Raw genomic sequence first — 26,454 nt, forward strand, 5'->3', positions numbered from 1 at the left:
ATCATGAAAAACATATATCATCGACTCGTTTTGCTGGGAGCCCTCGCTGCTTTCAGTGCGTGTGAAAAAGATCTGCAATATAAAAGTTATGGTGACCTCTCTTCGGTGGTGAGCACTACCGAAGGCGCCGTAGCCGCTGTCAACGCAGCCTATACAGGACTCGCCGGTGGCGCGGACTGGCAAGGGGGCTGGGATGCCGGCACCTATGGCTGGCGCACCCAGGCCATGATGACCACCGACGAAGGAGTATGCTCCTGGGGTGGCAACTGGATACCACTGCGCGACCTGAACTATACACCCGACTTTGGCTGGGTAACGCATAACTATGAACGCTATACGCCCTACATCTCCCGGATCACCATCACCCTGGATGAAATGGAGAAGATGCAGATCGATGCTGACCTGAAGAAAAGATATATCGGAGAGCTGAAAGCGCTGAGAGCACATTATGCAGAGCTGCTGTATTTCAACTACGGGCCTTTCACCATCATCACAGATCCTAAAATAGCGGCCAACCCTAACGCGCCCTATGTACCAAGACCTACCAAAGATGTAGTGGTAGCACAGATTGAAAAGGATTACAAAGATGCGGCGGCAGTTCTCCCCGACAAATTCACCGGCAAGGATTACGGCCGTTTCTCCAAAGCTGCAGCTCTCACCGGTTTGATGAAGCTGTATATGCATGAGAAAAGATGGAATGATGCCCTCACTACCGGACAGGATATCACCAAAATGGGATATAGCCTGCTGCCCAACTACGAAGACAATTTCAGCACTGCCAGCAAAGGTGGTAGCTCTGCTGAGATGATTCTCGCAGTGGTATGCTCTTCTTCTGGTGGCGACCAGTATTCCAACATGTGGCTGGCCCATGCTCTTCCTTCTGATTATGTAGATTCAACCGGCATCCCACTTACCGCCTGGGGTGGTTATAAAATGCCATGGTCTTCCTACGATAAATTTGACAAAAAAGACAAACGTCTCAAAGTACTGCTGGAGTCCTATCCCGCCGGTAAAACACCTGATGGTAAGGTGATCTACAAAAACGCCAGGACTTCCGGCGCCCTGGGAGCTATTCCTATGAAATTTGCGCCAGACCCGTCCAGGGCCAATTCACAAAACAGCAGCATCGATTTCCCAATCTATCGTTATGCCGATGTATTGCTGATGCTGGCAGAATGTATCAATGAAGTGAACGGTGCTCCTACCCAGCAAGCATATGATGCTATCAATGCTGTGCGCGCAAGAGCGGGCCTCAGCGATCTGCCGGTCGGTTTACCTAAAGACCAGTTCCTGGCACGTATTCAGGACGAACGTTTGTTTGAGCTTTGGGGAGAAGGATGGAGAAAAGATGATCTGATCCGCTGGAACCTGTTTATACAAAGAGCCATCAACGACGGCTCTACGACTGCACAGGCTTACAAGGTATTATTACCTTTACCGAGGACAGTGATTACCCAGAGCAACGGGGTTATCAAACAAAATGAGGGATATAACTAGTGATATGAAGCGACTTTTTTATTTATTACTTTTAACATCATCAGGTTTGTGGGCGCAGGAAATTCCAGCGCCCACAGCCCTTCAGACGAAGGGGACACGCAGCTGGATCAAACTGAGCTGGAAAGACAATGCAGACAATGAAACCGGATATCATGTTTACTGGTCTGCCTCCAAACAGAAACCCGGTACACCTTCTGCCACCCTGCCGGCTAATACCAGCCATTTTTATATTCAGCAGGTAAAGGAAAAAACGCAGTACTATGTATGGGTGGAAGCCTTTAACAACCGCGAAAAAAGCAAGGCACTACAGGGCTCTGTCATCACCACCACTCAATGGAGCCTGGATACTGCCACTGCACGTCATCCGGACATCCCCGGCTCTTCAGCCGTACCTGAAGGCATGACAATCTTCTGGCAGGATGAATTTAATGATGAATTGCTCGACAGAAACAAGTGGCATACTACCTACTATTCCAATATCGACTTCTTACGAAAAGATAACCTGCAGGAAATGCGGGCTGGCCAGCTTCCTGAAGCAGCCTATCAGCTGACCGGCCACTCCATCAATATTTTCACCAATGATTCACTGCCAGCAAAAGTCTTCTACCCATCCAACGGCAGAAAGATCTCTTCTATCCAGACCTATGACTGGCGTACCAATGAAAACCTCCTCGATAATAGTCGTGGCGGCTACTTTGAAGTGCGGGTGAAACGCAGTGCCAGTGGTCAGCCGAAAGGATTAAACACAGCTTACTGGTTCGATTCTCCGGGCCCGGACCTGAAGTACTACCTGCAGGAAGGCACTACCCTGGAAGGCACCACCGGCGTACGTCCCAAAGGACAGGTATTTGAGATCGATGTATTCGAAAACCTGGATGCCCAGTTTGTACTACATGGCCATGTCGACAAAAAAGGTGAGTTCGTGCACAACCTCGCCACACATATCGCAGAAGGCTTTGAACATAAAGATAACTGGGTCGTTCACGGTATCCTCTGGACACCCAACAGCATCAAACATTATATCAACGGTAAGCTGATCAAAGCTTATACTGACAAACATCAGATCTATTCACCCAACCACTTTATGAACGTTTTCCTCGGCAGCTACGGCGCAGGCGGTAGCGTTAACATGGAAGTGGATTACATCCGCGGATACCAGTGGCCACTGGAAGGCAACAATGAACTGCCCAATCCCGGATTTGAAGCCAATACCAGCCTGCTCCCCTGGGAAGGCACCGGTACCCTGGCCACCGATAAAAAAAGAAATGGTCTGCATGGACTGTCTCTTCAACCCGGCCAGGAAATGGAACAATATGTTTACTTAAACAACAACACCGACTACCAGCTCTCCTATTGGCAAAACGGTAACAGCCCGTTATATGCAGCTGTGGAGAATGTAAAACTGGTTACCGGTGAACTGCAACAGGCCGCCACGCAAACACATGCCGGCAAAGCTGATTTCAGCCAGCAGCAACTCCGTTTCAAAACGGGTAAAGAATATGGCAACAATATGAAAACGGTCCGCATCTACTTCAAAAATACAGGCAAAGAAGCCATTGTACTGGATGATGTGACTATCAGTAAAGTCAGGTAATCACTTACAACGATATATGATACATCGGGGACTGCTGGCGTAAAACACCAACAGTCCCCGATGTCATTACAACCGTTGTCAGGCAAGCGAGATAACCACCTTTCCGATATGCTGACCGGATTCCAGCCGCCGGTACGCATCCTGCACCTGGCTTAAAGGATAGATTTTATCAATTACAGGATGAATATTGTTGATGGTGATGGCGCGGTTCATGGCATTGAAACTTTCTGCACTACCTACAGCGAGGCCCTGGATACGGATGAAGTTCATGTTGATCTGGTGCTGCATGATATCCAGTGGCAGCGCTGTTCCGGATATAAAACCCGCTGTGCCTACATAACCGTGTTCTTTGACTGATAAAAGCGATTGGCCGATTGTCTGCTCTCCGGCTACATCCAGTGTAATATCTACACCTTCCCCGCCTGTCAGCGCTTTCACCTGCTGATGCCATTCCGGATACTGACGATAGTTGATCACCGCATCGGCACCAAGCGCTTTCAGTCTCGCTGCTTTTTCATCACTGCTGGTAGTAGCGATCACCCTGGCGCCTGCTGCTTTGGCTATCTGCAGGGCAAACAATGATACACCTCCCGTGCCCTGGGTAAGAACAGTTTGACCCAGCCGCAGCCCGGCCTGCTCTATCAAGGCATACCACGCGGTAAGCGCTGCAATGGGCAGTGTGGCCGTTTCTTCAAAGCTGAGGTTCTCTGGTGCTTTCACCAGCCCATGTTCCGGAATACTAACAAATTCAGCCATTACACCGGGTATTTGCCACCCTACCCGCACCGCATTACTTTCTGCATCTATCCTGCCCTTTGTCCAGTTCTGCACATATTGAATCACCACACGGTCTCCCGGTTTCCATCTGGTAACGCCGGCCCCTACTGCCGTTACCACGCCCGCTCCGTCCGATGCCGGTGTATAAGGGAAAGCAACATTTTTGTTAAAACTGCCATTTACCATGATCAGGTCGAGATAATTTAAAGACACTGCTTTAATATTCACCAATACTTCATTCGCCTGAAGTGCAGGTATCTCGCGCTCTTCCACCATCAACTGATCTATCCCGAAACTTTTTAATTGAACTGCTTTCATCTGTTTATCATTTTTGTTTTTAATGATACAAAGGTGAAACAGCGGAGAAAAATCATGCAGTACGATGATGTGAAAAAACAGTAACATTCCTGGATAGACTGTAAAGCAGCAAAAAATAGCTGTATTTTTATACTATGGATTTTTTACATGATTCTTTTGCTGTGGAAATAGCAGCATACGACGAATGGCAGGAAAGAAGCCGGAAAAACAACTTCTTTGAACTCGTATACATCCTGGATGGAGAAGGGCACCAACGGGTGAATAATATTCTCCACCCTTATCATAAAAACGGTATTTTTCTTTTACCGGCCGCCAAATGCCATTATTACCAGGTAGACAGACCTACCCGTTTTCTGTTTGTTCGTTTTACCGGTACCTACTTTGTACCGGGCCCGAATGATTATGTAGATTACAGCAGCTGGTTCAGCCGGCTGAATTTTATTCTGGGCAATAACAACTATCATTCAGGAGAAGTGGTGACAGACCCGGAAGACAAAGCACAGTTAAAACGCCTGTTGGACAGCATTCTCTATGAATATGAAAAAAAGGATATCTGTTCAGCCTTTATCATACAGAATACTTTGGTGGCCGTATTGGCGATTATTTGCCGCAATATGCAGAAAAGGATGCTGAGCGGACGCATGTTTAGTGATGACCGCTTTGCCGAACTGCTGAATTTTATCAGCTTTAATATACTGGATGTGGAGAAACTTTCAGTACCTCATCTATCACAACGGTTTCATATTGCAGAAACCTACTTCAGTGAATATTTCAGACGTAATGCCAACGAACGTTTTCAGGATTACGTGATGAAGCTCCGGTTAAAAATTGCTGAATCACGCGCTGTTTATACAGATGCATCCTTACAGAATATTGCATTGGAGCTGGGTTTTACAGACAGCAGCCATATGAACCGGATGATGAAAAAATACTATAACAAAGGCATGCGGCAGATCCGGAATGGACAAAAACAAGAGGCCTGAGGGTAATGAGTCTATGTACTGCACAAATAGAACATTGTTTGAAAATTGAAGAAGAGCCCATTCTTTTCCTGATTGAAAAGTAGCGGCATATGCGATCAGAACAACACCCTCCAATTTTAATTTTAGGTTGCATGCAAGCGAATAAACCTTGTTAATCTGATCTGTAAACATTCTTCAACAAAAAACCATGCTTAAACCCATCAGCATTTTCCTTTTCTGCTGTTGCTGGATGCAGCAAGCCAGCGCCCAGATAAACTGGGGCTTCAGTGTAGAAACATCTATCTACGAAGGTGGCTGGACGAAACACATACCGTATATCCCTACCGGGGATTTCAGAGGATTTGACCATAAATTTACCCTGAAAGCAGGACTGGCACTGGAAAAAAAACTGAATAAAAACACCGGTCTGCATCTCAATCCTTCATTCCTATGGGGTTCCCATAGTTACTATTCACATATCCCCGTCAACAACTTTCAGGCTGAACTTCCATTATTGCTAATGAAAAGCCTTCCGGTACAGCATAATAGCCGATGGTTATACGGTATCGGTCTTTCTGCTGATCTTAACCTTACCAAGGATAACAAACCAATCAGTGAGCAGTACAACATACATCCCATCACAGGAGAATTCACCAGCGTTTCCTTCATCGGACTATATCACCAACAATTGATTGTTCCCGCAATAGTGCTGGAATCCGGTTTCGATATCGGCATCACGTCCCGTAGCGCGCTGTACATAGGACTGCTGGGGCATCTTCAGTTATTTAGGTCCAACTATCTTTCCGGGGAAGTTTATTCCAACACAGGCGGGTATTTCCAAACTTTAAAAGGGGATGCATTTAGTACCTCCTATTTCTCACTGAAGCTGGCATACAAATTCATGAAAGGTAATGTGGGTAAAAAATAAAAAGTGCCATGCCCGGCAGTAACCGGGCATGGCACCTTATCTGTTACAGTTTGAAAACCAAACGGACAAGCAGGAGAACTTATTTCGCGATAAGAGACACCTTAGCATTTACAGGATCCCATACATATTGTTTCTCTCCTTTATCAGTAGTGGTCATAATATAGTTACCATCTTTATCCAGGTCATCTGTCGCTTCTTCTGTTATCATATTCCAGACGATCATATCCGGTTTTCCATTCTTTTCATTGGGGAAGATAAATGTTTCAGAATGATAAAAAACACCTGCATCTCCGACGTTGGTTTTATCGGGGAAGCGGACCAGTTTTCCGTCTTTTGTCCAGCCAAAATAATAGTCATAGGTAGGAATGCCGCAAGCTTCACCACTAAAGGTAAGGGTAACGATATTTTGTACACCGGTGAGCCCCATTCCGCTCATCACTCTGGCAGTGCTATAGCTGGCGCTTTCATCATCAGGTGTGATCAGCGATCCGGAAGCCAGTATTTTTCCTTTCTGTACCACTTTTAATCTGATCAGAAAACGTTTGCTGATTTCTTTGTTGCCTTCCAGTACATAACTGCTGTCAGCACGACGGTCTACTGCATAGATAAACTTTACATCGCCACGCCGCATGGGAGAGCAACCTATCAGTCCTTGCCAGATGTATCCATCTTTAGCGATGCCGTCCTTTATATACTTCACCTGTAACCAAGGCCCTTTGAGGCCTTTCAGCGTAAGGCTTTTATCAGTTATCTGTTTAATGGTAACATCGTCTCCGGCCAATAAGGTATCAATGGGGAGCTGGCGGGTATCCGGACTAATTCTAATAAAAGCAGTGTCGGCAAAAATATGGCGGACCGAATCTTCTCCGCCTAACGACCATACACGCATATCTTCAAAATAAGGAGCTTCCTGTGCCAGTGCGGCCTGGCTGAAGCAGGCAAACAAAACAAATAATAATCTTCTCATGATATCTATTCTAAAAAGGGAGAGCAAATATCAGTAAAAAAATGATGATATGAAACGACATCCTGTTCCCAGCCAACTCTCCTGATATTTCAGCGCATCAAACATTTTTTACTTTTCATGTGAGATACCTAAAATTTTACCACCTAAAAAGAGACACCGGGAAAATTCCCGGTTAGTATTGAATATATTGTCTAAACATGATACAAATATTTAATTATCAATTAAATACAAATTAATAATCTCAATCAGTTATAAATTAATTTATATGTGTAAATACTGTTTTATTATAGTTTACATATATATATTTGCGCTCAACTTAATTAGCAGATTTTTTTACATCCTACTACCACATAATGAGCGGTCTCCTTCGTAGCATCGCCCTGGCATTGCTTTGCCTGCCAGCGACATATGCTTTAGCCCAGAACTGTACTATCAATGCAGGCGTAACTACGTCTGTTTGTCCTAACAACAAATTTATACTTGCCGGCTCCAGCAGTGGACTCATCGCCGTCAATCCTGTATGGACCCAGGTTGCCGGTCCTGCTGTCACCATCAAAAATCCAGGCAGCCTCACATCAGAAGTATTGGGATACACACCCGGAAACACCTATAAATTCAGGCTTTCAGCCAAATGTGTAGATGGCTCTCTGATATTTGATGAAGTCATCTACAACACTTATCCGGCCACTATCGCCAACGCCGGCGCAGACATCAGCGTTTGCCCGCCAGGTGGCACACTGCAGGCCAATGCGGCAGTTGCCGGCGAAAGCGGCATCTGGACACTCGATGGTAGCCCCCAGGGCATCACCATGATCAGCAGCCCAACTAATCCTGTACTCAATATCAAAACAGATGCGGATAAAGCAGGAGCTGCCACCTTCCACTGGACCATTACCAGTAATAACTCCTGCCGCTCTTCCGATGACATCGTTGTTACCTATCCGGGCGGTGTAATGCCCGTCACAGCCGGGCCCGACCAGGTACTCAGCAACTGCTATACCACCACACAATCAGCTGTCATGAACGCCTCTTTTGGTGGTACCAATATCAAAGGGCAACAGGGCACCTGGTCTGTACTCAGCGGTCCCACCGTTCCGGTATTCAGCAATATTCACGATAATAAAGCCACTGTTTCCAACCTTACTACGGGCACGTATAAACTCCGTTGGACAGTACAAGGTCCCTGTGCCAATGGCACGGCAGACGTCACCCTCACCGTACCGGCAGGCACACAGTCTGTCTCCGTTGCCAGGGATGCCGAAGCCACCTATTGTGATGGCCGTACCAGCACCATCATCACCGGACTTACACCTGCCTATGCTGGTGAAACCATCACCTGGACCACCGTTTCAGGAGCAGGTACCATCGTTTCCCCCAACAGTCCTTCTACAGAAGTAAAAAATCTTAACGGGCTTACCAGCGCATTCCGTTATACAATCAGTAATCCTAACACGGGTTGCAATACCTCCGGTATCTATACCATAAAATACACTGCACCTCCTACTATCACAGCACCTTCACCAGTAGTGGCACCCTGCGATGCTTCGTTTGTTACTGTCAACTACAGCTATACCGGCGGAGACAAAACACAATGGTCATTGATCAGTGCTCCGGCGGGTGTACCGGCTACAGGTTTCGCAGATGCCTCCTATCCACTGCTTTTACCGCAGTATACTATCCCCGGTACTTATCTTGTTCGTCTGAAAAGAACCACCAACAACGGTTCCGGCGGATGCCAGGACCAGTATGCAGATGTATATGTACAGATCTCCCAGTCTCCTACCGCTGCCAACGCCGGCACACGGCAGGTATTGGCCTGTAGTATCACCGAAACACATCTCGCCGGCAACACACCGGCAATAGGTACCGGCAGCTGGTCACAGGTGAGTGGCCCGGGCATCGCTCAGATAGCAGACAGAAAAGACCCTACCACATTGATTTCGCAACTGCTCAATGGCACCTACACCTTCCGCTGGATCATCACCGGCAACCAGGGCTGTCCCAATCAGCAGGCCGATGTACAGGTAGTAGTATCCGACAGGAATCCCACTGCTGCTGCAGCCGGACAAGACCAGACTATTTGTAACAGTACTCCCTATAAATTACAAGGCAACAAACCCGGTATCAATGAAAGCGGTCTATGGAGTGTGACACCTGCCAATGGTGTAGTATTCTCTGATCCTGCAGACCCACTGGCCACCGCTACCGGCATGGCATCTAACACAGCCTATACCTTTACCTGGACTGTCAAAAACAGCTGTGGCCAAAGCTCCGCCAACGTGCATATCACCACTTCGGCTGTAGCTGGTCCAAAACAGGCAGTGGCCGGGCCAGACAAATGCCTCCCCGCAGGAACCACTACCCTCACCCTGGCCGGTAATACACCTGCCAACGGTGAATCCGGTAAATGGTCTGTCATCGGCAGCAACAATGGCCTGACCTTTACCGATGATACCCAGCCTAATACCGGTGTAACCGGCGCAGGCAATGGCACCTATCAGCTGGAATGGAGCCTTTCCCGCAACGGATGTCCTGCTACCCGTGATACAGTAGTGTACACCATCTCTACTCCTGCCTCCATCGCCAATGCTGGCACCAACCAGCGCCTCTGTGGCAGCCCCAGCATCATCCTGCAGGGTAATGCACCCACTGTCGGCACCGGCAAATGGAGCCAGCAGGAAGGCCCTGGCGGTATCACCATCGTCAATCCTTCTCAAAATAATACCACTGTCAACAATCTCTCAGACGGCCGTTACATTTTCCGCTGGACCATCAGCAACGGCGCCTGTGATGTTAACTACAGCGATGTGACCTACACCATCACCACACCTCCCAGTGATCCTAATGCAGGACCAGACCAGGTTATATGCGATGGTGCCATGGCTACGCTGAACGCCAGCCCCATCACCAACGGTATCGGTACCTGGAGCGTATTAAGCGGTCCATCTAATCCGCAGATTAATAATCCGTCCGATCCCAATACAACGATCTCCAAATTAAAGACCGGTACTTATAAGCTGCAATGGGCCGCTAGCAGCGGTCCTGATTGCCCGTTAAAAACAGATGAGGTAATACTGATAGTGAAAGAAAGTGCAAAGATTCAAACTACTACCCAACAACTCTGTAATGCTACTACCGCGATGATCACCGGTAATGAAGGCAGCACCGGCACCTGGAGCCAAACCGGAGGCCCTGCTGGTCCCACTATTAACCCCAATGCCAGCAATGCCGCAGTGATCTCCAACATGACTCCCGGCAACACCTATAAATTTACTTATACCATCGCTGCTGATGCCGGTTGTAACAGCACCAGCGCAGAAGCGACTATTATCACCAGCGCGCTGCCTTCCACCGCAGCCGCCGGACCAGACCAGCAATTCTGTCTTCCTAAAACAACCAGCAGTATCTCAACTACCCTGCAGGCAACGGCGCCATCTTTTGGCACCGGCATATGGACAGTAGACAGTAAACCGGATGGTGCTACCGATCCGGTGATACAGAACACAGCCTTGCCCAATACCGCGGTAAGCAACCTGCTGCCTGGTATATATGTGTTTAAATGGACTGTCTCCAATGGCTACTGCACCAGCAACTCCGATATCATGCGGATCGTTGTTTCTGCAGAGCCCTCCGATCCACAGCCCGGAGCCGATCAAAACAATGCCTGTATCAATAATATTCAGCTCAATGCTATCACACCCACTTCCGGTATAGGAACCTGGAGCTTTGAAACAGTACCTGCCGGCAATACTGCCGTCATTGAAGGCATCAACGCCCCTTCCACCAAAGTACTGGGAACAATAGTCGGACAGTATGCTTTCCGCTGGACTATCAGCAACGGCGTATGTCCTTCCAAATCAGCATTGGTAAATGTAAAGGTCACTTCCGTGCCTCCTAATCCTGCTGATGCCAACGTAGGTAAGACTGTTCCCGATGCCCACTGTATCCTCAATGGTTCCAGCACCGCTATCACCCTGCATGCCAATGCACCGCAGGCTGGTGAAACCGGTAAATGGACCATCGAAAAGTCAGATGGTTCTCCTGCACCGTTTACCTTTACAGCGGATGATCCACAGACGACTGTGTCTAATATCACCGCAGGTGAATACCTGCTGCACTGGACCATCAACTCCGGCAGCTGTGCCAGCACGAGCGATTTCCCTATCAAAGTATATGATAAGCCAACACCTGCTGATGCAGGCGTTACACAGAATATCTGTCTTTATAGTCCGTTGACATTAAACGCCCAGGCACCCGCCATCGGAACAGGTATCTGGTCTGTCATCAATAGCACTGCAGGTACACCGGTATTCAATGCGCCTAATGATCCTGCTTCCGGCGTTAACGGACTGGCACCAGGCGCCTACACTTTCCGCTGGACCACCACCAACGGCGTATGCCCTTCCAGCAATGCTGATGTACAGGTGAATGTAGATGATTGTGGTATCAAGGTTACCAAAGCAGCTACAACGCCCACACAAAACAGCGATGGCTCCTATAACATTCAGTTTACCTTCACCCTGCATAACCCTGCTACGGCTGTTACCATCAACAATGTGCAGGTGACAGATTATATCCCGGCATCTTTACCTCCTGCCGCTACCTATACTGTTACCAGCCATTCCCTCACGGGTATCAATGGATACAATAACGCCTTCGATGGTAAAACGGACATCAATCTGCTGCAACCCAACCAGGCCAGTCTTGCGCCAGGAGCTACTGCTAGCATAACCCTCACTATCAACGTAAAATTTTTCTAGCAGTTCAACAATAAACCTATGACCAAGAAAACATTCCTTGCCGTAAAATACCGGTTGACTGCTCTACTCCTGCTGGCTTTTCTGGCCGGAGCAAAGGCCCAGACCGGAACCTATAAAAACACTACCGGCGCCAGCGGAACTGCTTCCGTAGGTGCTACTCCGGTGAGTGATATTGCTTCCGCCACTTTCCAGTTCCCCGCCATAGGCGTTGCCGTGGCGGCGGGCGCACCGGATTTACAGCCTGATGGCAGCTATAATATCACTTACACCTATACGATTCAGAATTTAGGTGGTATAGCACTTACACAGGTACAGACGGTGGCAGACCTCTCTGCCACTTTTCCGGCGCCGATGGCGTTTACCATAAAGTCAGTGTCTGCCAATGGCGTCACTGCTAATGGTTCCTTTACAGGGACAGGTGGCAACACCAGCTTACTAACGGGAACGAATACACTGGCTGCCGGCTCCACCGCTACTGTGACGGTCATAGTCAACCTTAAAAACAATGGCCAGTATGGCACCTTCAATACACAGGCTACTGCTACCGGTAATGCCGGCGGCTCTGTTGTGTCAGACATATCTGTCAATGGTCTTGAGCCCGATGCCAATCATAATGGCACCGCCTCCGATGATAATTCACCTACACCGGTGAAAATTGAAAGACCGGATATACAGATCACCAAAACCGTTTCGAACCTAACACCTTATGTAGGCACCACGGTAGTATTTACCATTACCGCCACCAACATAGGTGCAGGAGATGCTATAGGCGTTACCGTGCCCGAAGCACCCGGAGACGGATTTACGATCCAGAGTGCCAATGTTCCGGGAGGCACCAGCTACGACAATACTGTATGGACAATCGGAAAATTAAAAGCCGGTGAACAAAGAGTGCTCACCATCACCGCATTCGTAAAAGCAAGCGGAAATTTCTCGAATACTGCTTCCTGTAATATTCCGGAAGATATCAATACCGGCAACAACAGTGCGACTGTTACGCTCACACCCAAACCCGCCGCTGATGCACAGATCACCAAAACTGTTGACAATCCCAAGCCCAATGTAGGAGATGTGGTCACTTATACGCTGACCGCTAAAAACGCCGGCCTCAGCGACGCCACCGGCGTAGTGGTTACCGATAAAATGCCTGCCGGTCTTGAGCCTTCCGGCACGTTGCCTTCCGGTGTCATCTATGATCCCGGACTGCGGCAATACACCTGGAATATCGGCAATATGGCTGCCAGCACCACCCTGACACAAACGCTTGCTACCACCGTAACAGCAGATATTGACCGGTCCAATTTTACCAATACTGCCACCATTAATGCGAACGAAGATGATCCGGCACCAGGTAATAACGTGGCTACCGTGACGATTGTACCAAAAGAAAAAGTTGACCTGGGTGTCACCAAACAAATCGTGACCACCACCAATCCAATATATCCGGGAGATCCGGCGACGTTCATCATCAAGGTGAGGAACTACGGACCTAACAACTGTTATGATGCCAATGTAACCGATGTGCTTCCAAACGGATATACCAACTGGAATGCAACTCCTGGCAAAGGAACATTTGATGCTGTCACTGGTTTGTGGAAGATTGGTACTTTGTTGAAAGATGAAGAAGTGACGCTCACGCTGACAGCCAACTTCAAGCCTACCGGCAGCTATGGCAATACTGCTTCTATCATCACCACCGACAATGACACCAATCCGGCCAATGATGTAGCCACTGTTCCCCCACCAACGGTGAAACCACGTACCGACCTGCAGGTGACCATCGTCCCCACAGGCACACCGGATGTAGGTAATAACCTTACGTTTAATATCAACATCAAAAATAATGGTCCCAGTGACGCTACCGGCGTAACAGTAGAGAACCTTCAGCTCCCGAATGGCTATACACTTGTGTCTAAAGACAAAGCCAGCTATGATCCGGTGACTGGTATATGGACCATAGGTAATCTTACTGCAGGGTCAACCATCATGCTGAAAATAGTTGCCACGCTGCTGCCGGATGCTAATTACAATTTCGGAGCACATGTATATGGTGTTGAAGATGAAACCACACTGACAAACAATAACGCCAACACCAGTGTAGTGGTAGCCCAGGTGGCTGATCTGTCAGTCAATAAAACGATTGACAATGCCACTCCTGAAGTAGGTTCCACTGTCAACTTCACCATTACTGTCACCAACAACGGACCCAGCAAGGCTACCAATGTAAAGGTAACCGATGCTATCCCCAACGGCTATACGATGACCACCATCTTTCCTTCTGCTGGCACCTATTCCGCTGGCGTATGGAATGTAGGCCTCATGTCCAAAGGCCAGACCGAAACACTGAAATTAACGGTGACTGTGAATCCAATTGGCAATTACACCAACACAGCGACTGTTACTGCTACCGAAAAAGATAAAGTGCCGGGCAACAATACTTCTTCTGTAACACCCACTGTATCAAATCTTGTGGACCTGGGAGTAACTAAAACAGTTAACAACCCTACCCCGGATGCCGGTTCCACAGTGGTGTTTACCATCAAGGTAAATAACACAGGCTTTAACCAGGCCACCAACGTGGTGGTAACCGATCTGCTGCCAGATGGATATCAGTTTATATCTGCTACTCCCAGCAAAGGCGCCTATGATGCGGTTACCGGACAGTGGAAAATGCCGCTGCTGCCAGTGGCTGCCCCTGAAACACTGACTATTACGGCTAAAGTAAAGCCCACCGGTAATTACAGCAACACCGTTACCGCCAAAGCAGATGAGAGAGATACCTATCTGCCCAACAATACCGCAACAGTTACACCAACAGTAAGACAGATCACAGACCTGGCTATCACCAAACAGGTAGATAAATCAGTGGCGGATGCAGGCAGCGATGTGAAGTTTACATTGACCGTCACCAACAAAGGTGTCAGTGATGCCACCAATGTGAAAGTAAATGATCTGCTGCCCAGCGGCTTCACCTTCAAAGCAGCTTCCCTGGCTACTTACAGCAATGGTGTATGGACAATCGGCAACATGCCTGCCAACAGCAGCCTGCAACTGGATATTACCGCTACCGTCAACCCGGAGGGAGATTACACCAATACAGCAACCGTTGCAGGTGACGAATACGATCCGCAGCCAAACAACAACAGCGGCAGCGCTACAGTTACCCGCACTCCTGTTACCGATCTGGAAGTGGTTAAATCCGTGAGCAACAATACCCCGGATGCCGGCGAGACCATCACCTTTACGATCAAAGCTATCAATCATGGTCCCAGCAAGGCTACTGGCGTAAAAGTAACCGATGTATTGCCCGATGGTTACACCTTCGTTAGCTCCACACCCGGCCAGGGTACCTTCAACAGTGGCAGTGGTATCTGGAACATCGGAGCGATGGATGCAAATGCTATCGTCAACATGACTATCAGCGCTACCGTTAAGGCTACCGGCAACTATAGCAATACTGCTACTATCAGCGGAACAGAAGCGGACCGCAATCCTGCCAACAACAGCAGCACTGTAACACCGGTGCTCGTTCCTATGGCCAATCTTAAAGTGACCAAAACCATCAGCAACGATAAACCCGATGCCGGTTCTTCAGTCACCTTTACGATTACCGCCACTAACAATGGTCCCAGCGCAGCAACAGGTGTAACGGTAACGGATATACTGAAAAACGGTTACCAGTTCACCGCTAAAACAACCACTGCCGGCACTTATGATGAAACCACCGGTATCTGGACTATCGGCAATATGGCCAACGCAGATGTTCAAACGCTGACCATCACCGCCAAAGTGCTGCCAACCGGTGATTACAACAACACAGCCACCATCAGTTCACCAGTAAAAGACAACGATAACAGCGATAATACCGCTACCATTCCTCCTCCACAGGTAAGACCCGTGACAGACCTGGTAGTGCTGAAAACAGTTGACAAGACAACCGCAGATGCAGCCAGCAATGTAACCTTCACGCTGACAGCCACCAACAACGGGCCCAGTACCGCCACCAACGTGGTAGTAACAGACCTGCTCCCAACCGGCTTCAGCTTCGTGAGCGCTACTCCTGCTGCAGGCTATGATAATGTCTCCGGCCAATGGAACATCGGTACCATGAACAGCGGTACCAGCCAGACCCTGCAAATCACGGCTACGGTTAATCCGGAAGGCAACTACACCAATACCGCCACTATCGCCGGTACAGAATATGATCCTAACCTGACCAACAATCAGCAGGATGCTACTGTAACCCGTGTTGCAGTGAGTGATCTGGAAGTAACTAAAACAGTAGACAACAGCACGCCTGATGTTGGTGAGATCGTAACCTTCACCATTCAGGCTACCAACCACGGCCCCAGCAAAGCTACCGGCGTTATCGTAACAGACGTACTGCCAGCCGGCTACGCACTGGTAAACAGCAACACAGCCACTGGCACCTACACCGCCGGCAGCTGGAATATTGGTATGCTTACACAGAACGCAACCGCTACTCTCACCATACAAGCCACAGTGCTGGCGAGCGGCAGCTACAGCAACACCGCCACCATCGCTGGCAATGAAGTTGATCGCGTACCAACCAATAATACCAGCACAGTAACGCCAACGCCTACACCGGTGGCTAACCTCAGTGTGGTAAAAACAATCAGCAACAGCACACCGGATGTCAGCAGCCAGGTAACCTTTACCATCACCGCCAGCAACAACGGCCCTTCCAACGCTACGGGGGTAACGGTAACGGACATACTGCAATCCGGCTACCACTTTGATCTGGCTATACCTTCAGCCGGTACTTATGATAATGCTTCCGGCAAATGGACCATTGGCAATCTCGCCAACGGCCAGTCTGCTACCCTGCAGATAAAAGCCACTGTACTACCTTCCGGCGACTACAACAACAAAGCGATCATAAAAGGAAACGAAAAGGATAAAACACCTGCCGATGATGAAAGCGCCATTACCCCACCCATACCGGTGCCGGTAGCGGACCTGCAGGTGAATAAAACCGTCAGCACGCTGGTGCCTGGCACCGGCGATCCGGTGACCTTCACCATCACTGTAAAAAATAATGGTGCCAGCAATGCCACCAATGTACAGGTTACCGATGTTATCCAGAGCGGCTTCAGCTTCCAACAAGCCACCACGGCCAAAGGCAACTATAACAGCAGCACCGGTCTGTGGACCATCGGTAATATGAACGCCGGAGAAACAGTAACACTGAAAATAGATGCGTTGGTGAATACGACCGGTAACTACACCAATACCGCCACCGTTAAAGGCAATGAGAAAGATCCCGACGCCAGCAATAACAGCAGCACAGTGACCATCACTCCTGATCCGGTAGCAGACCTGAAAGTAACCAAGACGGTGTCTAATATGGCACCTCCACATGGTTCCGATGTGACCTTCACCATCGTTGCCGGCAACAACGGCCCCAGCGATGCAACAGGTATCACGGTAACGGATATACTGCCAGCAGGATATACCTTCAAGTCCGCAAATGCATCTACAGGCAACTATTCTGCCACTACCGGTTCATGGACCATCGGCCAGCTCGCCAATCAGGCTACCGCTCAGCTGACCATCACCGCTACGGTCAATAAAACCGGCAGCTACGCCAACACCGCCACCATCAGGGGCAACGAAACAGACCGTGTAGCCACCAATAACAGCAGCACCGTCACTCCGGTACCTGTACCGCTGCATACCAACGATGATGCCGCTTCTACCGAAGAACCAGAGCCCGTGACCATCAATGTCATCAAAAATGATATCTATGGTAATACCGGTCATACCGTCTACATTAAAGACCTGCCAAAACATGGTACAGTAAAAGACAACCAGGATGGCACGGTAACGTATACACCGGAGCCAGGCTTCGGCGGCACCGATCAGTTCACCTACTATATCCAGGACCAGTCAGGGTTTATGTCCAATGTATCTACTGTTACTGTAGATGTCACCAAACGTCTGGTAGACCTGGCCATTAAAAAGGTACTGGTTACTCCGCAGGCAGAAATTGCTGTAGGCAAGAATATCGTGTTTGAGCTGACAGTAACCAACAACAGCCGCAAAGGCGCCAGTCGTGTAGTCGTGACCGATATACTGGCTCAGAATATCGGTGACACCGAAATCAAAACTGAAACAGCAACAGGTAAAGCCAGCTATGAGCCGGTATCCAAAACCATGACCTGGAAACTGGATTCCCTGGCTCCTCAGCAGACCGCCAAATTACTGGTGACCGCTAAACTGATCAGCGGAGGCAAGGTAGAGAATACAGCCACTGTAGCCGGCGCCAACGATGATCCGGATATGACCAATAATACCGCTACCGCCGGTTCGGATATAAAAGGGGCTGACATATTTGTGCCTACCGCCTTTACACCTAACGGAGATGGTATCAACGACAAGTTCATCATCCTCGGCATAGACAAGTACCCTGGATCAAGTCTGGTGATATTCAACCGCTGGGGCAACGTAGTATACCGTTCCAACGATTACCGTAATGAATGGGATGGTTCTCAGCTCCATGAAGGTACCTATTACTATGAACTGGTTTGTCCTACTTCCAACGGCAAAGTATCGCTGAAAGGATGGGTACAGCTGGTGCGATAATCACCGTGAAATCAATGAACTATCATGCAACATTTTATGCTGAAAAGATTATCTATGAATAAAGCCCTATCTGTTCTGATCTTCATCCTGTGCGGAGTTACCGCCTCCGCACAGCAGGATGCGCAGTTTAGTCAGTATATGTTTAACGGCATATACGTTAACCCGGCCTACGCCGGCTACAGGGAGCAATGGAACATCCATGCGTTTTACCGCAACCAGTGGACCAATTACCCCGGCGCACCCAAAACGTTTTCAGTAGCAGTAGACGGTAGTGCCAACAATGACCGCGTGGGTCTGGGCTTACAGGCGATGAGTGATAAACTGGGTGCTTCCAGCACCACCTCCGTATATGCTACCTATGCTTATCGTATTCCCATGAATGAAGACGGTTCTTCCAGGCTGTCATTAGGTATCAGTGCCGGTTTCCTCCAGCAGCGGCTGGACGTTTCATTGCTGACCACCTCTTCTTCCGTAACCGATCCTGCACTGATGAGCGGAGAAAACAACAGAACGCTGCCGGATGCCCGCTTTGGTATTTTCTATCACCGGGAAAAATTCTATGCGGGCATCTCCGCCAGCAACCTGCTGGCGCAGTCCTTCCAGAAATCCGCTGCCATGAAAGAATACCTGCCGTTGAAGCCACACCTGTATTTTACCATGGGCGGGCTTGTTCCACTGTCAGAACAGCTGTTGCTGAAACCCAGCATATTGTTTAAGGAAGATCTGGCTGGTCCTACCAGCATAGACCTGAACACCTTTTTGCTGATCAGTGAGAAGTTGTGGATAGGAGCCTCTTATCGCACGGCCTTCCTGCGCAAATCCAATCTGCAGGAAAGCCTGAAAAAACCAGCTGCGCTGGTATTCATGGCCGAAGTATTTGTCAACGACAAACTTCGTGTAGGCTATGCTTATGATATGACCATGAATGGAACGGTAGCTACCAACTACCCTACCCATGAGTTTTCCATCGGTTATTTCTTTAAACGGAGAAACGCCAGAATGATGTCTCCCCGCTATTTCTAACCCTGTATAATGATCGTTGTATGAAATTAACCGGACAAAGCAAGTTTGTTCCTTACCTGCTCCTGCTGATGGCAGGCGCAGGTTTCAGCCGGCAGGCAAAAGCACAATATGCCTACAGGGAAGCGTTAAACGCCTATCAGCTCTATAATTTCGAAAAAGCCAAACCACTTTTCGAAAAAGCATTTCGCAAAAAGCCCAGTGCCAAAGCCGCACAGGGGGCTGCTGACAGCTACCGCCTGACGAAAGATTATCAGCAGGCAGAAATATGGTATGCCCATCTATGGGAAACTCAGGGATATACACCCGCCGATGAACTGCATTACGCAGCCATCCTGATGAACAATGGTAAATACGAAGTAGCTGCCAGTCATCTTCAACACTACCTTCTGGCTGATTCCGGCAACAAGCTGGCACTGCAAATGCAGGAAGGTTGCCGTATGGCCGCCACCTGGCTGGGCCAACCTGTTAAAGGTACCCTGGAAAACATGCAGGCCCTCAATTCACCCTATTCAGACTGGAGCATTACCCGCTACCACAACAAATACATCTTTGCTTCTGACCGTCCATTCCGGGAAGTGCTCAAATCCGCTTTCTTCGAAAATGAGAATATCAAAAAGAAAATGTACACCTGGACTGGCAACAGTTACCTGCATCTGTACGAAAGCAATGGAGACAGCACAGATATAAAACCGCTCGAAAAGAAAACCATCAACGGAGCCTATCACAGCTCCAACGCCTCCTATAACGGTAACGGCAACACGATGTATCTGGCTATAACCACCCTGAAAAAAAGGCCAGGTTCTGCACTGGGAAAAGATTCTATCCTGACCATGAACATCAGCGTGAAAGAGATCACCCTGAATGATCAGCAGCAATGGGTTGTTTCCCCTGAACTGCCATTTAATGCTACCCTGCAGTATTCTGTAGGTGATCCCTGGATCAGCCCCGCCGGAGATACGCTATACTTTGTGTCTAACACCGGCCCCGGCCAGCAGGGAGGCACCGATATTTATTATGCGGTTAAAACCGGCAACAGCTGGAGCAATCCGGTGAATATGGGCCCGCAAATCAATACCCCCGGTAATGAGCGGACACCCACTTTTGATGCAGCCGGCAACCTTTACTTCGCCAGTGATGGCCATCCGGGACTAGGCGGACTGGATATCTTTAAAGCCACCCAACAAGCCGGTGGATGGAACATCGTTCACCAGGGAGTGCCCATCAACAGCCGCTACGATGACTTTGCACCTGCACTGCTGGACAGCGCCCTGTATTTCGCATCCAACCGTGATGGCGGCAAAGGCAGCGACGATATTTACCGGTTCATCAAAGCTACCCCGCCTGCTCCCAAACCGACGCCTGCACCACAATTCAGCATCAGCGGTATTGTCACCGACAGGGCTTCCAACAGGCCAATACCACAGGTAGCCGTTAGCCTTACCCACAAAATAACAGGCAATGTTATACAGGTAATGACCAGCGATAATGGCCAATATCAGTTCCCTGCCGACAGCGGTGGCGTATATGAACTGAGTTATGTAAAATCAAAATATACCGCCATCAACCATGATACCCTTTCCCTGAAAGGATATACAACATCGGTCGACATCAAAAGGGACAAACAGATGGAACAAACCCCACTGCATGTACCTTTCAAACTGGATAATATTTACTTCGACCTGGGTAAATCCGATATCCGTCCGGATGCAGCCAGAGAGCTGGACAAACTGGTAACCCTGCTGCAAGACAACCCTACCTGGGAGATAGAACTGGGTGCCCATACCGATTCCAGGGCTAATGATGCGTTTAACATGGGCTTGTCACAACGTCGTGCAGCCGCCACCGTAGCATACCTGGTTAAAAAAGGTATCAATGCTCAACGCCTGACAGCGAAAGGATATGGAGAAACCAAACTGGTTAACCATTGCGCCAATGGCGTAAAATGCACAGAAGCCGAACACCTCGCTAACCGCAGAACCGAGTTTATCATTCTGAAATTATAATTTCACGCGACGACTATTACAGCGGAGGCACTTCGGTATCGAAGTGCCTCTTTTTTATGCTTTACCCTGAATATCCCCTGAAATCAATACCTTCATCCGGTGAATAAAAAATCGTTATGGAACAAGCACCTATCTGGCATTCGGAAGTCAACATCCTCGAATTGAATGCAAAAGGCCGCTCCACTATGAATGAACACCTGGGTATGGAGTTCACGGAGGCAGGCAATAACTATCTTCGTATACGCATGCCCGTAGACCATCGCACCGTACAAACCTATGGTATCCTGCACGGCGGCGCTTCAGTGGCATTGGCGGAAACAGTGGGCAGCATTGCCTCTACGCTGGTGATAGATCCGGCTAAGGAGATTTGTGTAGGCATGGAGATCAATGCCAATCATGTAAGAAGCGCCAGAGAAGGATATGTGTATGGCACTGCCACCCCTATTCATCTGGGCCGGAGAAGTCATATCTGGGAAATAAAAATCACCGACGATCAGCAGCGGCTGATCTGTATCTGCCGGCATATGGTGGCTGTGCTGGAAAAAGAAGCATTTATGGCGGGTGCCCAATAGCCATGTGGCAACAGCAAAAATAAAAGAGACGTCTCAATATCATGAGACGCCTCTTTCAATTCATTAAACTTAGCTTATTTAATTTTGATAAATCTGTAAGTACGTTCCCCCATGGGTTTGTCATTTTCAGTAAGCTGCTGCTTGCTTAACAGACCCGTTTTTTCATCAAAAATATTCGTGATTTTATAAGTATCGGTTGATTTAACGACTGAACCTGAAGTTGATACTACCATCAATTTTGTCAGGTTGTTTCTACCAGTTGAAAACATATTGCCTTCTTCCCAGCTGAGTATAAATGCGATGTATGGATTGACAGCGAAGAAATACTGTAAGGTGTTCGCTTTGTCATCATAGGAATAGGTCGCCTCTCCTTTAACTGAATTGGAAGAACCGTTATCCTTATAATAATGCTGATGAAGATGACTCACGAGGTTACCGTTAGCATAGGTAAATTCTGTATAATCCATTGATTCAAAGTCACTGCCCCTCAGTGTATCTTTTGATCCATCCAGAGTCACCATATTCCGGTTATCCAGGGTCAGAAAAGCGGAGTCTTTTCTGCCGCCCATATAGGTAGTATAATTAGTCACTTTGTTACCCTTATATACCAGGGCATCCGTCTGATACACTACATCATTTTGGGCCCTTTCCATGCCAACACATTTGCCATTAGTATATTTAAACGTGACTGTTTGAGCATACTTTTTGGTATCCTTGTTATAATAATAATACAGTTTAGCCACTGTGTTATCATCATTATACACAAAACTATCAGCAGGCATACCATCGTCATAAACGGTAACCGGCAGATAAGAAACTACAGGAGGATCAATAGGTATCGGAGGCTCTGTGGTCTCATTTTTTTTACAGGATACGGCAGCCAGTACAAATAAAGCTACTCCTGTTTTCAGCAGAATGGCATGTTTCATTTTCATAAATTATAGGATATATTTTGTCCAGCAAGGTTGATGACTAAGTACATATGGGTATACAATTACACGCTGAAAAAGCGGGTCTTACAATTTCAGATATCCAAATTTACAAAATATGCGGCAGTTAAATATTCATATAATTTAACATGAAAACTTCACCATGCATTAACCAATCTGCTTTTCATACAAATTATTCAGGGAATGTGGCATTTTTACCTCCCCTACTTTCCTAAATCCCTGCTGTTCATAATAGCTGCAAAGCCAAGCATTGCCGGCATTACAGTCCAGCCGGAACAAATGACATCCTTCAGCAAGCAGTTTATCTTCAACCATGTTTAATATGATTGTTCCCAATTGCCGGCCAGCAAACTGTTTTCTGACTACCAGTGAATGCACATAACCTGCCATTACATCTTGTTCTCCCCAATAAAGAAGATCTTTATCCGCCAGGCGAAACACGCCTACCAGTTCATTGTCCTGATTCTCTACAGCAAAAAATTCTTGCTGCGCCAATCCCTCTTCTATCCAGCTGATTTTTTCTTGTGGGGGATCAAGCCATACATCCCACTGGTCCAGTCCTTTAGCCTGAATTGCAATGGCTGCTTCTTTTAGCAGCTGCAGCACCAACGGTAATTCTCCCGGTTGGATAAGTCTTAGTTTGAATGTGTCCGTCATCGCAATAAAATATTGCAGCAAAAGTAGGGGAAACACTTGTCTCATAAAAGACAAGCGTTTCAAAATCTATTTATCGTCTGAGCTTCCGGACTTATTTAGCCTTTATATAGTTGTAGACACGTTCAGTTGATACTGAAGGAGCACTCCATGTTACCTGCTGTTTACGCAGTAATCCCATACTGATCTCCATATGCCGGCCCCATAATAAACAGGACCGGCCGAAAAAACACTATAAGCTGATTAGCGGGAATAGCCATCAGAATCTGGTCGCAGATTCCATAGCCTACACACATAAAGACTTTTAATCACTACAGATGATCATGGACAGGAACTATTTTATCAAAGTTCCGGCTGGCTATAAATTCCGGCCTTGGCTTTTCTACCGCTTCCAGTTGATTGTTTACACTATTATAGGTAACGAGAAACGAATATCTGTCCCAGGGAGAAAGATTGTTGGAAGATGCATGAAACACATTACCATGAAAGAATAAAACAGATCCTGCCGGACCTTTGGCGGATTCTATTCCTCTCTGTTTTGCCCATCTGGCAATCTCTTCTTGTTTTAAGGTATACTTGAGATCTGCGGTGAGGGCTGTCATATAAAAGGTGCTGGTTTTATATTCTTCAAACCAGTTGTTTCCATTTTCCCCGTCACCGGATATATTTTCTCCTTCATCGACTGTACCGATTTTATGCGAACCTGGTATCAGTAACATCGGCCCGTTGAATTCGTTGACATCATTCAGATAAATCATCGCAGTCAGCACGTCAGCCGCAGGCATCCCGTCATCTTTCTTCCAGTAGGTATAGTCCTGATGCCATTCCCACCAGTCGCCGGTCATAGCCGACTTGGAATTGATTTTTGTCTGATGCGCATATACATCAGTCCCGATCAATTGTGCAGCGGGTATTACCAGCCGCTTCAGCTTCACGATCTTTTCGAATATCTCATTGCTATGGTCGGGAGCAAAAAAGGACCGCACACTTCCGTTTTTCTCGAGTATACGCCGCGGACAGTCTTCAGCAATCACCTGCAACATCTCTGTCCGTATCAACTCCACCTCTCTCTCATCAAACAGATTTTCAATTAACAGATATCCTTTCTCTTTGAACTGCTCAATTTGCATGGTAGCCAGATACATAACAAAACAATTTAATAATGAAAAAATAGGGTAAAAGTTGGGTTACACTTTTTTACTTATGTATATCAGTTCGGATATGCTTCCATCATCGAACTGGGTTAATGGGCGATGGTTAGTTATCACAAATATGATCCCCCTGTTAACACTGAGTTAACGGGCACTAAAGGTTTTTCATGCCTGATATCATAGTGATGAAAAACAATGTTTGCAACCAGGATGTTCCTGCATTCATTTCCTTCTGCAACATTAGCAATATTGCCTGCAGTAAGCAATGCAGCGGGAAGTAAGCCGAATCTGTAAATAAAAAAACCTGTAACAATGATTGTTGCTACAGGTTTTTTTTATTTAATAGCGGTAATTACAGTAATGCTTCAAATGCATATTTTGCTGTACTCCAATACTCGTCCAGTGCTACAATCCTCTCTTTAAGGAAAGATATCAGTGCTGGCCAGTCTTCTGTGCGAAGTATAGATATGCCGTCAACCCGCTTGCCGATTCTGCTGATGTTCTTGCCGTAGTCATCCGTAATATCCTGTTCCCATTCCCAGTCAGTTTCTCCCAATGCGTTTTCCAGCATTTTTTTCTGCATTTCAAAGCATTCATAAAAAGCTGCATGCAGCTGTGGATCCGCCTGTGTAATCAGGATAGAGATACATACATATCTGTTTTCTGCATCCAGTTTAAAGAATATACCGGGTATGCCTGTTTTGTAATTAGACCAGCTGATGATCTCCCCATCTGCTGATAATACTGGTTTCATATAGCGGCCAAATGCCGTCCAGAACGCCTGCTTTTGTTTGGATACTTCCTCTTTGGAATACATGGTCTCTCTTAAATTCTTCCTGCAAAAATACAATACAGGAACATCATTGTGCCAGGCTAGCATAAAAAGCCCCGAATACTTTCATTTATATAAAATTCGTTTTACACGAACAGAAATCGAACCTGCATGCTGTTAACAACATCAGGTCATGATCTTGTCTTTCATCCTGCTCATGAAAGCCTCCCGGTAGCTGGAACCTATCGGGATCATTTCTTTGGTATGCGCCATGTACACCACATTGTAGTGGATCATGGTTATATACTGGATAGCGAGTACAAAAGATTTGTGCACCCGGATGAAATAAGTATACTTGATTATCCTAATGAGGTGAAATTATTTTGAGGTAGTGGTTTCCTTTCTTCTATTCTGACATTTCAACAACTCCATTTCTGTTTTTGCATATACTTGTGAAGCTGCCATCCAGGCTTCTTCCATATTGCGGCCTACCCGGGCACAAACATCTGCCAGATATCCCCGACGCTTATTATTTTGGTAACCTTCTTTTAAGATCACAAAAAGATTATCCTTACCCATACTTAACAGGGATCCCGGATAATATTCATAAGAATCAAAAAATGAGATAACCTTTAAACAATATTTCTGAAGATATCTGTTTGAAAAACTATATTCTTTAATCTTTCTAAAATCATTCCGCAAAAAGCGGTCTTCCACTTGTTGAATAAAATCTAAAGAAAGCTCTTCCTGTAAGGACATTTCTTTCAACAATAATACATCAGTATAACATGTTCTCATTAGTGTCTCTGCCATACACCTGATATTCTCCAGCTCACTTATACCACCACTAAAAGTATCTAATAACATCTCTAAATCCATTGAGCACTATTTTACTACAACCTTGCAAAAATAAGGGATGA

17 protein-coding genes are annotated in these 26,454 nt (G+C 47.3%); 9 read left to right on the top strand and 8 right to left on the bottom strand.

Going from position 1 to position 26,454, the window contains the following annotated elements; translation table 11 throughout:
- Positions 1-3: 3 nt before the first annotated feature.
- Positions 4-1,497: a RagB/SusD family nutrient uptake outer membrane protein gene (locus tag DF182_RS00995; protein ID WP_113613831.1), complete on the top strand. Its 1,494-nt coding sequence runs from the start codon at positions 4-6 to the stop codon at positions 1,495-1,497.
- Positions 1,498-1,501: 4 nt separating this feature from the next.
- Positions 1,502-3,091, top strand: a complete 1,590-nt coding sequence (locus tag DF182_RS01000) for a fibronectin type III domain-containing protein (protein WP_113613832.1) — start codon at positions 1,502-1,504, stop codon at positions 3,089-3,091.
- Between the two features lie 78 nt (positions 3,092-3,169).
- Here DF182_RS01000 and DF182_RS01005 read toward each other — a convergent pair whose 3' ends face one another.
- A complete protein-coding gene (locus DF182_RS01005) occupies positions 3,170-4,186 on the bottom strand; it encodes a zinc-dependent alcohol dehydrogenase family protein (protein WP_161964019.1) in 1,017 nt (338 codons plus the stop codon).
- Positions 4,187-4,320: 134 nt separating this feature from the next.
- Between DF182_RS01005 and DF182_RS01010 the strand changes: the two genes are divergently transcribed.
- Together DF182_RS01010 and DF182_RS01015 are read left to right on the top strand one after the other, a co-directional pair.
- Positions 4,321-5,169, top strand: coding sequence for an AraC family transcriptional regulator (locus DF182_RS01010; protein WP_113613834.1), 849 nt, complete (start codon positions 4,321-4,323; stop codon positions 5,167-5,169).
- Between the two features lie 187 nt (positions 5,170-5,356).
- Positions 5,357-6,076: a hypothetical protein gene (locus DF182_RS01015; RefSeq protein ID WP_113613835.1), complete on the top strand. Its 720-nt coding sequence runs from the start codon at positions 5,357-5,359 to the stop codon at positions 6,074-6,076.
- A 79-nt stretch (positions 6,077-6,155) separates the two neighbouring features.
- Here the strand turns inward: DF182_RS01015 and DF182_RS01020 are convergent, their stop codons facing one another.
- Positions 6,156-7,043: a hypothetical protein gene (locus DF182_RS01020; protein WP_147243307.1), complete on the bottom strand. Its 888-nt coding sequence runs from the start codon at positions 7,041-7,043 to the stop codon at positions 6,156-6,158.
- 353 nt (positions 7,044-7,396) lie between these two features.
- On the opposite strand from DF182_RS01020, the gene DF182_RS01025 reads away from it, so the two are divergent.
- From DF182_RS01025 to DF182_RS01045, 5 genes are all read left to right on the top strand, one after another.
- Positions 7,397-11,803 (top strand): hypothetical protein, encoded by a 4,407-nt coding sequence (locus DF182_RS01025; RefSeq protein ID WP_113613837.1) that lies wholly within the window; start codon positions 7,397-7,399, stop codon positions 11,801-11,803.
- A gap of 18 nt (positions 11,804-11,821) precedes the next feature.
- Positions 11,822-18,409, top strand: a complete 6,588-nt coding sequence (locus DF182_RS01030) for a DUF7507 domain-containing protein (protein WP_113613838.1) — start codon at positions 11,822-11,824, stop codon at positions 18,407-18,409.
- A gap of 54 nt (positions 18,410-18,463) precedes the next feature.
- On the top strand, positions 18,464-19,432 hold the full coding sequence (locus DF182_RS01035; RefSeq protein WP_113616725.1) for a PorP/SprF family type IX secretion system membrane protein: 969 nt from the start codon (positions 18,464-18,466) through the stop codon (positions 19,430-19,432).
- Between the two features lie 20 nt (positions 19,433-19,452).
- Positions 19,453-21,435, top strand: a complete 1,983-nt coding sequence (locus tag DF182_RS01040; RefSeq protein WP_113613839.1) for an OmpA family protein — start codon at positions 19,453-19,455, stop codon at positions 21,433-21,435.
- Positions 21,436-21,551: 116 nt separating this feature from the next.
- Entirely contained in the window at positions 21,552-22,007 is a 456-nt protein-coding gene (locus tag DF182_RS01045; RefSeq protein WP_113613840.1) for a hotdog fold thioesterase, read from the top strand.
- Between the two features lie 74 nt (positions 22,008-22,081).
- On the opposite strand, the gene DF182_RS01050 is transcribed toward DF182_RS01045, so the two are convergent.
- From DF182_RS01050 to DF182_RS01075, 6 genes are all read right to left on the bottom strand, one after another.
- Positions 22,082-22,942, bottom strand: a complete 861-nt coding sequence (locus DF182_RS01050) for a hypothetical protein (protein ID WP_113613841.1) — start codon at positions 22,940-22,942, stop codon at positions 22,082-22,084.
- Between the two features lie 162 nt (positions 22,943-23,104).
- On the bottom strand, positions 23,105-23,659 hold the full coding sequence (locus DF182_RS01055; RefSeq protein ID WP_113613842.1) for a GNAT family N-acetyltransferase: 555 nt from the start codon (positions 23,657-23,659) through the stop codon (positions 23,105-23,107).
- Between the two features lie 263 nt (positions 23,660-23,922).
- Entirely contained in the window at positions 23,923-24,756 is an 834-nt protein-coding gene (locus tag DF182_RS01060; protein WP_113613843.1) for a phytanoyl-CoA dioxygenase family protein, read from the bottom strand.
- Positions 24,757-25,114: 358 nt separating this feature from the next.
- Positions 25,115-25,579: a DUF4268 domain-containing protein gene (locus tag DF182_RS01065; protein ID WP_113613844.1), complete on the bottom strand. Its 465-nt coding sequence runs from the start codon at positions 25,577-25,579 to the stop codon at positions 25,115-25,117.
- Between the two features lie 141 nt (positions 25,580-25,720).
- A complete protein-coding gene (locus tag DF182_RS01070; protein ID WP_113613845.1) occupies positions 25,721-25,903 on the bottom strand; it encodes a LytTR family transcriptional regulator DNA-binding domain-containing protein in 183 nt (60 codons plus the stop codon).
- A gap of 9 nt (positions 25,904-25,912) precedes the next feature.
- Complete coding sequence (locus DF182_RS01075) at positions 25,913-26,413, bottom strand: hypothetical protein (RefSeq protein WP_113613846.1); 501 nt, start codon at positions 26,411-26,413, stop codon at positions 25,913-25,915.
- Positions 26,414-26,454: the final 41 nt, after the last annotated feature.

This window comes from Chitinophaga flava (assembly GCF_003308995.1).
Taxonomy (GTDB): Bacteria; Bacteroidota; Bacteroidia; order Chitinophagales; family Chitinophagaceae; genus Chitinophaga; species Chitinophaga flava.

What these genes read in the sequence shown, in the direction of transcription:
- DF182_RS01075 (WP_113613846.1), bottom strand. Translation starts at nt 26,413, where the DNA reads ATGGATTTAGAGATGTTATTAGATACTTTTAGTGGTGGTATAAGTGAG.
- DF182_RS01005 (WP_161964019.1), bottom strand. Translation starts at nt 4,186, where the DNA reads ATGAAAGCAGTTCAATTAAAAAGTTTCGGGATAGATCAGTTGATGGTG.
- DF182_RS01020 (WP_147243307.1), bottom strand. Translation starts at nt 7,043, where the DNA reads ATGAGAAGATTATTATTTGTTTTGTTTGCCTGCTTCAGCCAGGCCGCA.
- DF182_RS01035 (WP_113616725.1), top strand. Translation starts at nt 18,464, where the DNA reads ATGAATAAAGCCCTATCTGTTCTGATCTTCATCCTGTGCGGAGTTACC.
- DF182_RS01030 (WP_113613838.1), top strand. Translation starts at nt 11,822, where the DNA reads ATGACCAAGAAAACATTCCTTGCCGTAAAATACCGGTTGACTGCTCTA.
- DF182_RS01055 (WP_113613842.1), bottom strand. Translation starts at nt 23,659, where the DNA reads ATGAGACAAGTGTTTCCCCTACTTTTGCTGCAATATTTTATTGCGATG.
- DF182_RS01040 (WP_113613839.1), top strand. Translation starts at nt 19,453, where the DNA reads ATGAAATTAACCGGACAAAGCAAGTTTGTTCCTTACCTGCTCCTGCTG.
- DF182_RS01060 (WP_113613843.1), bottom strand. Translation starts at nt 24,756, where the DNA reads ATGTATCTGGCTACCATGCAAATTGAGCAGTTCAAAGAGAAAGGATAT.
- DF182_RS01010 (WP_113613834.1), top strand. Translation starts at nt 4,321, where the DNA reads ATGGATTTTTTACATGATTCTTTTGCTGTGGAAATAGCAGCATACGAC.
- DF182_RS00995 (WP_113613831.1), top strand. Translation starts at nt 4, where the DNA reads ATGAAAAACATATATCATCGACTCGTTTTGCTGGGAGCCCTCGCTGCT.
- DF182_RS01065 (WP_113613844.1), bottom strand. Translation starts at nt 25,579, where the DNA reads ATGTATTCCAAAGAGGAAGTATCCAAACAAAAGCAGGCGTTCTGGACG.
- DF182_RS01050 (WP_113613841.1), bottom strand. Translation starts at nt 22,942, where the DNA reads ATGAAAATGAAACATGCCATTCTGCTGAAAACAGGAGTAGCTTTATTT.
- DF182_RS01045 (WP_113613840.1), top strand. Translation starts at nt 21,552, where the DNA reads ATGGAACAAGCACCTATCTGGCATTCGGAAGTCAACATCCTCGAATTG.
- DF182_RS01015 (WP_113613835.1), top strand. Translation starts at nt 5,357, where the DNA reads ATGCTTAAACCCATCAGCATTTTCCTTTTCTGCTGTTGCTGGATGCAG.
- DF182_RS01025 (WP_113613837.1), top strand. Translation starts at nt 7,397, where the DNA reads ATGAGCGGTCTCCTTCGTAGCATCGCCCTGGCATTGCTTTGCCTGCCA.
- DF182_RS01000 (WP_113613832.1), top strand. Translation starts at nt 1,502, where the DNA reads ATGAAGCGACTTTTTTATTTATTACTTTTAACATCATCAGGTTTGTGG.